The following is a 13953-nucleotide window of genomic DNA, read 5'->3' on the forward strand; positions in this document are numbered from 1 at the left end:
GTATTTTCATTTTGCAGAAAGCAATTCTCAAACCCGCTCCGGAAGTGTCATTTATACCTGTAAAATAAATATTTTTTACATACGAATACAGAGTTTATTATAGCACAAAAAAGCCTGTATTTCCACGCAAAATCATAGGAAATACAGTCAAAAAAGTATCTTATTAAATGCAATCCCAAAACACAGCACAATATGGTCTATACTGCAAGCAAATCATTTCGACAAAATCCGCACAGTACTTTTTATTACCACAATAAAAAAAGCCACATACGTTCCCAAAAATCCTTGGTCACAGTATGCAGCTTATTCAATCATCCACGATCACGTTACCTACGATCCGTACCACAATTACACCTGATCATTCAGCAGAACCTTCTCCATCCAGAAGCGCCTTATAAATATCCCGCTTGGAAACACCACGATCCTTGGCAGCAAGCTTCATGGCATCCTTCCTGGAATTCCCCTGCTGCTCATACATCGCCACATGCTCCGCAATGGAAATCTCCTCCCAGGAAGCACGCTTCTCCGCCTCCATCTCACTGCGGCTCCTGCCCTCGATCACAAGAACACACTCACCCAGCGGCTTCTCATCTTTATAAAAATCCATCAGATCATCGATCGTAGTCCGGAATGCCGTCTCATGCTTCTTGGTCAGCTCTCTACAAAGAGTCATCCGGCGGTTGCCAAGCGCCTCTCTGAGCTCACCAAGAGTCCGTACAAGCCTGTGAGGTGCCTCATACAGGATAATAGTCCTGGTTTCACAGGAAAGCTCCTCCAGGATCGTTTTTCGTTCTTTCTTATCCGCCGGAAGAAAAGCCTCGAAAGCAAAACGCCTGGTATGCAGGCCTGACAAAGTCAGAGCAGTGATACAGGCAGCAGGACCCGGAAGTGAAGTCACTTCAATTCCGGCTTCATAGCACATGGCGGCAAGCTCCTCCCCGGGGTCTGAGATACCCGGAGTACCTGCATCTGTGATCAACGCAATGTTTGTACCCGCCAGCAGCTTTTCCACGAGGACATGGCCCTTATCGATCTTATTGTATTCGTGGTAGCTGGTCATGGGGGTTTTTATATCAAAATGATTCAGAAGTTTTATGCTGTTGCGGGTATCCTCCGCAGCGATTAAGTCCACTTCCCGAAGGGTTCTTAGTACTCGAAGGGTGATGTCTTCGAGGTTTCCTATGGGGGTGGCGCATAAGTATAGTTTTCCATTTTGTTTCATAATTTGCCTCTTTTCTCGCTTGACCGCGGGGAGTTGTTTTCCACTTGGCCGTGGGGGAGTTGTTTCGCTTGACCGCGGGGGATATTCCGCTTGACCGCGGGGTTTGTTTAAGTTTGGGAACTTTGAAAACCGCAAAGGGGCCGCAAAGCCGCGCCCCCTCTGCACACCCCTTGGGCTTTTTTTAAGTAGTGCAAGGGATTCGTTGTTCTTATTTGTTGACTTGTGTCTGTATGCTTCGGTATTCAGCGCACTACGCTGTGCCGATGTTGTTTTATTTCTTCACTTTCTCTGTGGTTCTCTTCTGGCAAGGTGTCTGTATTCTTCGGTACTCAGCGCACTACGCTGTGCCGATGTTGTTTTATTTCTTCACTTTCTCTGTGGATCTCTTCTGGCAAGGTGTCTGTATTCTTCGATACTCAGCGCGCCATGCTATGCCGATATTATTTCATTTCTTCACTTTCTCTGTGGTTCACTTCCGGCAAGGTGTCTGTATTCTTCGGTACTCAGCGCACTACGCGTTGCGATCTCTCGCTTTGGATCTCAGGCGAGGGGAGGCAGGCTGCTGGTGGTGACGTTAGCGGAGCCCCCGTCAGCGAGGTGAGGATAGCTGCTGCCACCGAGCGCACTGTTTGAGCGAAGCGAGTTTGCGCGAATGGCAGCAAACCGGCGCCGCAGCCGAGCAGGGGGCGCAGCGTGTCACCACCAGCAGCCTGCCTCCCCTCGCCGTCCCTTCACCAACCGAAGTACCACAGCCACCACTACCTCCCAGCCATCCAGCGCAGCGCCGATGGCCCAAAACCTCCCGAGCAGCCTCCCAATCTCTCACAACCAAACAACCAACCAGGCAGTCACCCTAAGCCACAACATCACAACATTCACAACATTCACACCATCCGATACAACTCCAAAACATCCTCCGTATAAACCCCAGGCCGCTCATAAACCACCAGCGGCCGCTCAACCCGGATCCTGGAATTCCCACCCTTACAAGCCTCGATCAACACCATATTCGGCTCCTTATCAATAAAAGGATACACCAGCTGCATCCTCTTAGGCTCCAGCTTATACTTCGTCAAAGTCGCCATCAGCTCCACCAGCCGAAACGGCCTGTGCACCAGAAAAAACCGCCCCCGATCCTTCAGGACCCGGGCAGCCTGACAAGCCACATCATCAAACGAACACAAAATCTCATGCCTCGCGATCGCCTTCGGAAGATGCGGATTCGTCAACCCATGCTGCCCGATCATATACGGCGGATTACACGTCACCACATCAAAAGAAGCCGCCCCAAAAATCCCGGCAGCCTCCCTGATATCACCCTCAACGATCCGAACCCTGTCCTCAAGACCATTATACCTCACACTACGGTCAGCCATCTCCGCACACTCATGCTGAATCTCCAGCCCCGTGAAATGCTCCCCATCCGTACGATCAGAAAGCAAGATCGGAATGATCCCCGTACCGGTCCCCATATCCAGAGCAACCTCACCCCTCTTCACCCGGGCAAAGCCAGACAACAGAACCGCATCCATCCCAAAGCAAAACTTCTTCGGATCCTGGATCACAAACAACCCATTCTGAAGATCATCCACACGCTCACCGCAATAAACCAGATCACTTCTCATTCGGCTTCGAATCTCCCTTTTTAACCTCTTTCTCCTCGTGGTCAGCAGAACCACCCTTACCCTTTTTTCTCTTAGGGCGGAACCTCAGATCACGGACCGGAAACTCCTGGATCTCCTTCTCGTCATTCACCTCAACCACGATCTTAACCATCTGCCGGAGAACATTCACACTCTGGACCGTACCCGAAACACCCTGCGGCGTCGTTACCATATCACCGATACCCGGAAGATTCCGGTTCAGCTCCTCATAAGTCTCCTGCTCATTCTTCAGACAGCACATCAGACGACCACAGACACCAGAAATCTTCGTCTGGTTCAGAGAAAGATTCTGCTCCTTCGCCATCTTGATGGAAACCGGCGCAAACTCCGAAAGATACGTATGACAGCAAAGCGTCCTTCCACAGATACCAATACCGCCAAGGATCTTCGTCTCATCACGGACACCGATCTGACGAAGCTCAATCCTGGTCTTAAACACAGACGCCAGATCCTTAACCAGCTGCCGGAAATCAATACGGCCATCCGCTGTAAAATAAAACAGCACCTTGTTATTATCAAAGGTATACTCCGCATCGATCAGCTTCATATCAAGCTCATGCTCACGGATCTTCTTCTTACAGATCTTAAAAGCCTCTTTCTCCTTCTGGCGGTTCTCAGCCTCATGGTCCTCGTCCTCCTTCGTTGCAACACGGAGAACCTCCTTCAGCGGATGGACCACCTCGTCCTCCTTCACGCTGCGCGGCTCCAGGACAACACGGCCATACTCCACACCACGGGCAGTCTCCACGATCACATGATCGCCGACCTTCACCTTATAATTCTTAGGATTAAAATAATAAATCTTACCAACGTTACGAAATCTGACTCCAACTACCTTTTCCATTCTATTTCTCCCTAATTGTCAGGAACAGGAGCTCCAGGGCAAGTTCGAGATTAACATTGGCACGGAGACGCACCTTCGTCTTCTCCAGTGCCTCAAGGATTTTTTCGATATTCTCATAAGAACGCTCGCTGGCCTGCTCTCTGATAAAATTAATCTCCTGTTTAAAAACCAGGTTGTCAATTTCCCTTGTTGCCTTAAACATCAGAACATCGCGGAACCAGAACTGGAAAATATCCAGATAATCATTGATATTATTCTTATCAGCAGTCAAAGTCTTGATCGCCTCTGTCAGCTCATAAACCTCCATGGAATTGGCATATTTCAAAATCTTCAGGGCATTGGCAGTCATATCCGCAAACTCCTGAGAAGTCGCAGCCTCCTTCGCCTTGCCGATACTGCCCTGCGCATAAGACGCATCGATCTCAGCCTGATAATCCGGCACCTGAAGATGCTCCATCAGATATTCCTTCACAAGACTGTCATCCACCACCTTCAGATCCAGACGCACACATCTGGAACGGATCGTAGGAAGAAGACTGTCGATATTGCTTGTCAGCAGCATGATCACCGCATATTCCGGCGGTTCCTCGATAGTTTTCAAAATGGCATTCTGCGCCTGTACCGTCATCATCTCCGCATCCGGAATGATATAGATCTTATACGGACTGCAGTACGGCTTGATATCCACATCACGCACAACCTGGTCACGCACCTCGTCAATGCTGATGCTTCCAGGTTTCTCATGAGTTACTGTAATGATATCCGGATGATTCTTGCCGATCACCTTCTTACAGGAATCACAAGTCATACACGGTTCAGACTCTCCCGATTCACACTGCAGCGCTGCCGCAAAAGTTCCCGCAAGAAGCTTCTTGCCGGATCCCGGTTCCCCTGTAAAAATATAAGAGTGGGATACCTTCCCTGTCTCTATCGCATTCTTCAAATGCCTGATTATATCGTCATGGCCGATGATGTCATGAAATCCTGCCATAAGAATCACCTCTTTCTGCCTTTTGTGCCCTCCGTTATACCCGGCGGACATCTTTCAACTAATTATAACATAATCTTCTGTATAAAAAAAACTATTTTTCCTTATTGTACAGATTTTATATAATTTACGATCTCCTTCACACATTCATCCAGATTATGATTCTCAAAACGCTTCCATATACCTGCTTTAAGAATATTTTCCTCGGAAAAATCATTCTGGTCTGCAAGAAAACGCCTGCACATCTCCTCGTACTTCGGCACCTCCTGGGTCTTCTCCCTGGCAAGCGCACGCTCCAGACGCTCTCCGTCTTCCACCTCTATATAAATAGGCCACATCACTTCATTGCCGTAATACTCCCGGAGCCTCACAAAAGACTCCAGTGTACCGATCCCCAGATAGCTGTCATTACCCACAGACACCTGCCCGTCATCCGCAGTAAAATATGTCCACGGCCCGTAAACCGTCTGATAAGTACGCGCCTCGATCAGCTTCCCGTTTCTTCGGAACTCCTTCAGTTTATTCTCATCTGCAAAAAAATATTCTCTTCCGTTCTCCTCTCCATCCCGGATCGGACGGGTAGTATAGATCACAAGCCGCTTAAGCCCCAGCTCCTGATTCCCCTCCAGCTGTCTGTAAATACTGTCCTTACCGGAAGAGCTTTTTCCCATAATGTAAAAAATCTTTCCCATATGTCTCCTCTGCTGCATATGCGTTACTATACACGCTCTGATCCGTAATACACAGAGCCGTCTGCTGCCACGCACCTCACATCTCATTTCTCACAACACACACCGTCTCACTGGTCTGGTCGCTCAGGCCCTGGACCTCAAAGCCCTGTTCCAGGTATCTTCTCACATTTTTTACGAAATGTCCAGAAATCTGTTCACCCGGAACGATCAGCGGGATTCCCGGCGGATAAAGATACGCAAACTCCCCGGACGTACGTCCGATACACTCATCCAGCGGACACCGCTCACTCTCCGCATCCATAGCCTGGGAGATCCGCATGATCTGCTTCATTTTTCCGTTTTTCAAAGGTTCCTTCTCCACAGCCTCTTCTCTGTATTTTAACGATTCACGGCGGTCGATCTCTTCAATAGCATCACAAAGCCGCTCAAAGCCCTCCGCCGTATCACCCACAGCCGCCAGCGCCAGCACATAATTCTCCGCCTCCATCTCCATTTCCAGATGAAACTCCCTCCGGAGGATCTGGTGCAGCTCCCGGCCGTTCAGCGAACTGTTCACAGTAGAAAGCAATATCTTGGATCTGTCAAAATCAAAAACTCTCTGGCACTCACAGGCCTGCGGCGTTACCAGCCGGATATACTTACACTCGGAAAGACGCCTGCGTGCTTTTTCCAGATTCTCCGTAAACACACGGAACATCTCATCCCCCTCACGCTCCAGCTTATCCATGCACGCATCAATGCTGCTCATAAGAATATAAGAAGGACTGCTGCTCTGATAGATTCCCAGAAAACGCTTCAGTTTTTCCTGGCTCACACGATCACTGCACAGGTGGATCACCCCCGTTTGGGTCAGACAGGGCAGCGTCTTATGCACACTGTTGATCACCACATCCGCACCAAGCTGCGCCGCAGACACCGGAAAATAATCCGAAAACCGAAAATGCGCCCCGTGAGCCTCATCCACGATCAGCGGCACACCATAGCGATGCGCGATCTCCGCGATCCTAGCCACATCCGACACGATGCCGTCATAAGTCGGTGAAGTGATCAGCACCGCCTGGATCTCCGGATTTTCCGCCAGATACATTTCCACACGGCCGGGTGAAATCCCTCCGTTTATCCCCAATTTCGGATCCTCTTGTGGATAAATATACGTGGCACTCAGCTCCCGCAGATAAATCGCATGGTAAACCGCCTTATGGCAGTTCCTTGCCACCAGGATCTGTCCCCCCTTATCCACAGCCGCAGACACCGCCGCCAGGATCGCCCCGGAGCTTCCATTAATACTGTAAAAACTCTCCGGCACACCATAAAGCCGTGCAACATCCTCCTGGGCCCTTTTCAAAATATCCTCAGCATGATGCAGGTTATCAAACCCGTCAATCTCCGTAATATCCCTCTCCACCGGAAAATCCCCATCCACAGCCAGCGGATTCCTCTTATGCCCCGGCATATGAAACGGATAAAAATCACTCTTACCGTACGCTTCCAGTTTCTTGTATAATCTGTCTTCCATAGTTCGTCCTTTCAAAAAATCCACCTCTGTTACTTTCCTCATATCAATATCACAGTTAGTTTCATTATACCTGAAACGAATTTTTCTGTCACTGACGATTATCCATATTTCAGATTTTTGCATCTAAGTCGGATGTATACCGTGGTAAATTTTCGCAGTAAACAGGTTGACAAAATATCATCTCGCACATATAATAATTTCAGAATCAAAAAACACTTTGTGTTTTTGTAAGGACGGCGTTGCGACGGCGTTCTATTTTTTTGTCAAAAAACAAGGAGGGGCTATCACCAGACGATATTCCCCTCCATTTTTATCACATCTCAGCAAAATCGATCCTCAGCTCCTCATAGATCCCCACTTTGATCGAATCCTGAAATGTATACTGCTCCGTATCCTCATTTTCAAAATCATACACCACTACCAGCTTCTTCACAGGATCCACGATCCAGTACTCTCTCACACCGGCAGTCCTGTATTTAAACAGCTTGGTATAATAATCCATACGCCTGCTCGCCGGAGAAACGATCTCGATGATCCAGTCCGGAGCCCCCTTACATCCCCTGTCATCCAGCTTATCCGGATCACAGATAACAGAAACATCCGGTTCCACATAAGTATTCGTCTTCTCATCCAGATACACCGCAAACGGTGCGGCAAACACCTCACATTTGCCCTTGTTAGAATCTATATAGTTACCTATCTTTCTGGACAAAATACTTGAAATCCTCTGATGCATCGTATTCGGCGGCGCCATATAATAAATATGTCCATCGATCAGTTCCGCTCTTTCACCCTCCGGCAAAGCATAAATATCCTCTATCGTATAAATTCTTTCCCTCAACAGCGGCATATCTCCACTCCTCTCAAAAGCACCCGACAGATCATACACCATCATTCCGATCTGCACTCATACACCTGCAACAGCTCCATCCGAAGCCTTCCCCGCAGGCTCACACCTTAAACCGGTACCCCACACCCCAGATCGTCTCAATATACTGAGGCTTGGCCGTATTAAACTCGATCTTTTCACGGATCTTCTTGATATGCACCGTAACCGTAGCGATATCACCCACAGACTCCATATCCCAAATCTCCCGGAAAAGCTCCTCCTTTGTAAAAACCCTGTTCGGATTCTCAGCCAGAAAAGTCAAAAGATCAAACTCCTTGGTAGTAAACGTCGTCTCCTCACCATTGACCCACACACGCCTGGCCGTCTTATCGATCTTAATACCACGGATCTCAATCACATCATTCTTATGCACATTGGAACCAACCAGCCGGTTATAACGCTCCATATGCGCCTTCACACGTGCAACCAGCTCACTTGGGCTGAACGGCTTGGTCATATAATCATCCGCGCCAAGACCCAGTCCCCGGATCTTATCGATATCATCCTTCTTGGCCGAAACCATAATGATCGGCGTATTCTTCTCCTCACGGACCTGCCGGCAGATATCAAAGCCATCCACCTCCGGAAGCATCAGATCCAGGATGATCAGATCAAACTCCTCCTTCATAGCACGTACAAGCCCCGTATCACCACGGTTCTCGATCTCCACTTCAAAACCCGAAAGCTCCAGATAATCCTTCTCCAGATCCGCGATCGCTTCCTCATCCTCTATGATCAAAATCCTACTCATTCATCGGTACCTCCTGATATTTTCTGAGAACAAAATACATGATCGTTCCGATCCCCAGCCGGCTTGTGGCCCAGACCTTTCCACCATGATCCTCCATGATCTTCTTTACGATGGAAAGTCCAATACCGCTTCCTCCCTTGGAAGAATTTCTGGAAACATCGGTACGGTAAAAACGGTCAAAAATATACGGCAGATCCTTGGCGGCAATACCCTTGCCGTTATCCTCGATCTCCACCTGGATAAAATCACCCACATCCTTCACCCGAAGCTGGATGATCCCCCTTGGCTTCTCCATATACTTAATGGCATTACTCACGATATTATGGATCACACGGCGGATCTGCTCACCATCCGCAATAACCTGCACACCCTTCTCCACATAATTGGCATACACAAGCTCGATCCCCCTGGTCTCCATCTCAAGCCCAAGCTCCTCCGCACAATCCGAAAAATAATCCTCCACATTCAGCTTGCTGAACGTATACGGAATACGGTTGGTATCGATCTTGGAATAAAAGGTCAGCTCATTGATCAGATGATCCATCTCATTGGTCTTATTATAAATGGTACGCACATACCGGTCCATCTTCTCCGGCGTATCCGCCACACCATCCATGATTCCCTCCACATAACCCTTCACCGCAGTGATCGGCGTCTTCAGATCATGGGAAATATTGCTGATCAGCTCCTTATTCTCCTTATCCATCAGGATCTTCTCTTCCGTGGACTCCTTCAGACGCTTACGCATCTCCTCAAAATCCTGGCAAAGCTGGGAAAATTCATCATTCCCCTCAACCTCCAGCACAAAATCCAGATTCCCCTCCTTGATGTTCTTGGTAGCCTTCTTAAGCTTCACCAGCGGAACCGCAATGCTCCGATAGATCCACAGCCCTACGGACAACGCAGTAAAAACAAGGATGATCGTTGCGGTCAGGATCATATCCTTGGCCATCAGCTTCACCTGGCTGCTGGAAGACTGCGGCAGCGAAATATCATAGACCATCTGGCTGGAATCCGAAGCCTGGCTGCTGCTCTCCTGCACATGCTTCGCCTGCGTCTGGCTGAACCCGTACAGACTTGCGGAAAAAAGAAGCAGCGGCAGCAGGATGATCGCAACGAAGCCCACAATAATACGTGTTTTTAACTTCATCTGTATCTCCGTCCTTTATAAATTCACACATTCACATACACGTATTATAACATAAACTATATTCCCTATCTCTAAATTTTCTATAAAAAACCCCATCTCACCATGCAAGAAGCCCCCGGTACTGGCACTACCGGGGGCTTCACTCTTTATTCTTCTGAAACGATTATTCGTAGCTGTTGCAAAGATACTTCTTCAGAGTCTCAACCTTGTCCAGATGCTCCCATGGAAGATCAACATCTGTACGGCCGAAATGACCATAAGCAGCAGTCTGCTTGTAGATCGGACGGCGAAGGTCAAGCATCTTGATGATACCAGCCGGACGAAGATCAAAATTCTCACGAACGATCTCAACAAGCTTAGTCTCAGAAAGCTTACCTGTTCCGAAGGTATTCACACTGACAGAAGTCGGATGCGCAACACCGATCGCATAGGAAAGCTGGATCTCACACTTGTCAGCAAGACCGGCTGCAACAATGTTCTTTGCAACATAACGTGCAGCATAAGCAGCAGAACGGTCAACCTTTGTGCAATCCTTACCGGAAAAAGCACCGCCGCCGTGACGTCCTGTTCCGCCGTAGGTATCAACGATGATCTTACGACCTGTCAGACCACTGTCACCGTGAGGTCCGCCGATAACAAAACGACCTGTCGGATTGATGAAATACTTCGTATCCGCATCAACCATATCAGCCGGAATGATCGCATCAAAAACATACTTCTTAATATCCTCATGGATCTGCTCCTGAGTAACATCCGGATCATGCTGTGTAGAGCATACAACAGCATCGATTCTCTTCGGCTTGCCGGCCTCATCATACTCAACAGTAACCTGAGTCTTTCCATCCGGTCTTAAATATTTCAGAGTGCCGTCCTTACGAACCTTTGTCAGCTGCTGAGCAAGCTTGTGAGCCATGTTGATGGCATATGGCATATACTCCTCAGTCTCATTGGAAGCATAACCAAACTGAAGACCCTGGTCACCGGCACCGATGGAATCCAGCTCGTCCTCATTCATATCGTCCTCTTTCTGCTCAAGAGCCTTGTCAACACCCATAGCGATATCTGTGGACTGCTTGTCAAGTGATGTGATAACCGCACAGGTATCTGCATCAAAGCCATAATCCGCATTGTCATATCCGATCTCACGGATCGTATCGCGAACGATCTTCTGGATATCAACATTAGCCTTGGTTGTGATCTCGCCCATAACAAGTACAAGACCTGTTGTAGTAGCAGTCTCACATGCAACACGGCTCATCGGATCCTGTGCCATCATAGCATCAAGGATCGCATCGGAAATAGAGTCGCAGACCTTGTCAGGATGACCCTCAGTTACAGATTCAGATGTAAATAAAATTTTCTCCATGATCTTCTCCTTTTGTAATAAAACAATGGTTATATACATAAAAAACAGCCCGTACAATCCGGACTGTTTAAATTCTGTAAACAATCCTCTTATTGTTCGATTGCTCGCTCAGGTTGGCACCTTCCTGGATTCTCCGGGGTTGCCGTGGCTTCACAGATCCTTTGTATCTCCACCACTCTGAATAAAAGGCTATCTTTTATGAAATTTGCTGCAACACATACAATATACTTATCATACCAAAATGTCAAGAGCAATTTTCGATAAAAAATATCACCCGCTGCTTTTTCATCCCCAATACGTAAATATTCAAAAAAAGAACCGGGCATCCACATCGCCCGGTTCTTCCATCGATCATCCTTCAGAATGATCCATTATTTATTTTTTCTTCTTTCTCTTAACTCCATAAGCTGCACCACCGCCAACAATGATCGCTGCTGCAAGGATTCCAACCCATACGCCGATCGGTGTATCATCGCCGGTCTTTACAGAACGTCTTGCTGTACCACTGGTATCGTTCGGAGCAGTTCCGCCCGCTGTACCGTTATTCGGGATCGGAGTGATCCGATCATTTCCACCATGATTTGTTCCAGGTGTAGCAGTCGGAATTGGTGTCGGCTCGGAAGAAAGACTGTTGGTGATCTCCTTTGTTACAGTATATCGGTTATCATTATTCAGTGTAACCTCACCCTGACCGGTAACTGTATACTTAAAGGTATCATCATCAACCGGATTTCCATCCTTATCCGTCTCCAGAACAGTATAAGTAACACTGTTGATCTCCTGATCCTTTGGAAGATCCAACATTACCTGAACACTATCATTCTGTTTCAGAGTCACTACCTTCTCAAGCGTCAGCTCACCGTTACTCTCAGTGGAGAACACACCTGCATAGAACGTATCATCCACAGTAGAAGCAACACCATCGATCATCACATTCTTCTTAATGTTGATATATCCGTTACGGCTGAATATATCGGAAATCTTTGTATAATAGTTATTTACATAAGCCGCTGCCTCAGTAGCACCACTATCTCCACCGATCACAACCTGATTGGACTTCTCTTCACTCTCACCATTCGGCTTCGTTACATTGTAGTAGTAAAGATTCTCATCATCCACCTTGATCTCCGTATTCTGCTGAAGAAGCTTTCCATCCTCATCCAGCTCAAATACATAATAGGTGCCATCCGGAACATCCGTCCATGTAGCTGTACCACTGGAAGCACCATTGATATGGATATCCTGTAAATAATCATCACGGAACGGGATCGTACCTTCCTGATCCGAAAAAACGCCAACCTTATAAGTTACATCCTCTTTCGTTTCCAGAGGAATCACATTCCCGTTATCATCAACATTATAGATCCTCTTCGTAACCTGGATCTGTGTATGCTTCGGCGGATTACTTACAGACTTCGGATAAGCCTGTACATCGTACATCCAGCCCTGCTCCTGATCTGCAAAAGGAACGGAGATCAGCATCGGTGAAACCATAACACTGCTGTTTCCATCTGTCTGCACCACCAGGTACATACCCTCAGCCAGATCAGCGAAAGTCATATTCCCCTCTGCATCAGAGGACTTGGACATACCCCACACATCCACGCTTCCGCTGACGATCATAGCCGCCAGCTTCTCTGCCGCTTCATACCAGCCATCAGCCGTCGTGATGGAATCAAAATCGATTGCTGCGGCAGCCAGTGCCTCATCCAACACGAAATGCACATTGCCATCAAAATTCACACTGCCAACCTTGTAGATCGTCAGCCCTACATCCGGCAGCGGAGTCTGGTTTCCCTCCTCATCCGCCTGCTGAACCGTCAACGTCAGATTACCTGTTTTTCCAGCTTCATAATCCCCGGCGAAAACCGGCTGCAAAACACTTGTGACCAGCATAGCCGTCAGCATCAGAACAGCCAGAAGGCTCCGGAATATTTTCCCTTGCTTTCTTCTATTTTTCATCGCTCTCTGCCTCCTCTTTCCTTTCTGAAAGCTGCTTCTTTTTCCGTTTTTTGTCCCTATGACGGACGATCAGATAAATCAGCAGGATCAGAACAACAAGCACTGCAGCGCCGCCGGCCAGAACCCTCTTCGGATCCACAACAGCAAGCTTCTGCGGTATCGTTTCGTCATTCTTTGTATCTTCCACCACATATTTCGTCCGCACTCCCCGGACAAGAAGCCTGTGGGTGTTAACTCCATAAGGGGTACACGTGATCAGAGTCACATGATCTTCACCCTCGATAATATCCAGGTCACTGGTCTCATCCGGAAGCACCGTCTTGATCTGATCCACCTTGTAGGCCAGATGCTTGCCAAGAATGTGCAGGATAAAAATATCTCCCTTTTCCATCTGATCCAGATCTGTAAAAAGCTTCGCATTCGGAAGACCTCGATGCGCCGCCAGAACCGCATGGGTGCTCTTGCCTCCGATCGGAAGGCTGGTACCCTCCACGTGGCCCACACCCTTTTCCAGCACGGTCTTGCTCAGTCCGTGATAGATAGCCAGCTTCGCTTTGATCTTCGGGATCTCGATACTGCCCATCAGTCCGTCACCGTTCGGATCCAGAACCCTGTCATAGGGATGACTCAGCTCATAAGTATCCTCTTCCTCAAAAGCATCTACAATGGCATTCACCGGATGCTCGGCATTATACTCCTTCGCCTCTTTCCACAGCCTGTCATAGTCATTGTCCGAAAGCTCCGTTACCGCTTCCTCGTACTTACTGACCAGCTGGGCATTTCGATACTGGTTCCACATATCACTGATCGTGGGATAAAGGAACACACCCGCCCCCACCAGAAACACCAGGGCAATAATGATGTTCAGGACAACATTACTCTTTTTCTTTTTTTTCTTTTTAGCCATAA

General features: G+C 48.1%; 12 protein-coding genes and 1 riboswitch. All 12 genes read right to left on the bottom strand.

The features are described 5' to 3' along the window. Positions 1-358: 358 nt before the first annotated feature. The 12 genes from rsmI to BN3261_RS13340 all read right to left on the bottom strand — a co-directional run bounded on the left by rsmI (position 359) and on the right by BN3261_RS13340 (position 13951). The gene (rsmI, locus tag BN3261_RS13280; RefSeq protein ID WP_044962018.1) at positions 359-1222 is read right to left on the bottom strand and encodes a 16S rRNA (cytidine(1402)-2'-O)-methyltransferase; all 864 of its coding nucleotides are present in this window, start codon (positions 1220-1222) and stop codon (positions 359-361) included. Between the two features lie 884 nt (positions 1223-2106). Next, on the bottom strand, positions 2107-2847 hold the full coding sequence (locus BN3261_RS13285) for a tRNA1(Val) (adenine(37)-N6)-methyltransferase (protein ID WP_059086497.1): 741 nt from the start codon (positions 2845-2847) through the stop codon (positions 2107-2109). Next, a complete protein-coding gene (locus BN3261_RS13290; protein ID WP_015526579.1) occupies positions 2837-3730 on the bottom strand; it encodes a PSP1 domain-containing protein in 894 nt (297 codons plus the stop codon). Before BN3261_RS13290 ends, BN3261_RS13285 begins: the two co-directional genes overlap by 11 nt. Position 3731: 1 nt before the next feature. Then, on the bottom strand, positions 3732-4721 hold the full coding sequence (gene holB / locus BN3261_RS13295) for a DNA polymerase III subunit delta' (protein ID WP_015526578.1): 990 nt from the start codon (positions 4719-4721) through the stop codon (positions 3732-3734). A gap of 101 nt (positions 4722-4822) precedes the next feature. Next, complete coding sequence (locus BN3261_RS13300; RefSeq protein WP_021651241.1) at positions 4823-5410, bottom strand: nucleoside/nucleotide kinase family protein; 588 nt, start codon at positions 5408-5410, stop codon at positions 4823-4825. A 76-nt stretch (positions 5411-5486) separates the two neighbouring features. Further along, positions 5487-6926, bottom strand: coding sequence for an aminotransferase class I/II-fold pyridoxal phosphate-dependent enzyme (locus tag BN3261_RS13305; protein WP_059086498.1), 1440 nt, complete (start codon positions 6924-6926; stop codon positions 5487-5489). A gap of 313 nt (positions 6927-7239) precedes the next feature. Further along, positions 7240-7776, bottom strand: a complete 537-nt coding sequence (locus tag BN3261_RS13310; protein ID WP_059086951.1) for a Uma2 family endonuclease — start codon at positions 7774-7776, stop codon at positions 7240-7242. 100 nt (positions 7777-7876) lie between these two features. After that, a complete protein-coding gene (locus BN3261_RS13315; RefSeq protein ID WP_015526575.1) occupies positions 7877-8566 on the bottom strand; it encodes a response regulator transcription factor in 690 nt (229 codons plus the stop codon). Continuing rightward, a complete protein-coding gene (locus tag BN3261_RS13320; protein WP_059086499.1) occupies positions 8559-9716 on the bottom strand; it encodes a sensor histidine kinase in 1158 nt (385 codons plus the stop codon). Before BN3261_RS13320 ends, BN3261_RS13315 begins: the two co-directional genes overlap by 8 nt. A 163-nt stretch (positions 9717-9879) precedes the next feature. Next, entirely contained in the window at positions 9880-11082 is a 1203-nt protein-coding gene (gene metK, locus BN3261_RS13325; RefSeq protein ID WP_022427323.1) for a methionine adenosyltransferase, read from the bottom strand. Between the two features lie 86 nt (positions 11083-11168). After that, positions 11169-11270: riboswitch (SAM riboswitch) on the bottom strand. Between the two features lie 187 nt (positions 11271-11457). Beyond that, positions 11458-13044, bottom strand: coding sequence for a pilin N-terminal domain-containing protein (locus tag BN3261_RS13335; protein ID WP_059086501.1), 1587 nt, complete (start codon positions 13042-13044; stop codon positions 11458-11460). After that, a complete protein-coding gene (locus BN3261_RS13340) occupies positions 13034-13951 on the bottom strand; it encodes a class C sortase (RefSeq protein ID WP_059086502.1) in 918 nt (305 codons plus the stop codon). Before BN3261_RS13340 ends, BN3261_RS13335 begins: the two co-directional genes overlap by 11 nt. Positions 13952-13953 lie beyond the last annotated feature (2 nt).

This window comes from Blautia massiliensis (ex Durand et al. 2017) (assembly GCF_001487165.1).
Taxonomy (GTDB): domain Bacteria; phylum Bacillota; class Clostridia; order Lachnospirales; family Lachnospiraceae; genus Blautia_A; species Blautia_A fusiformis.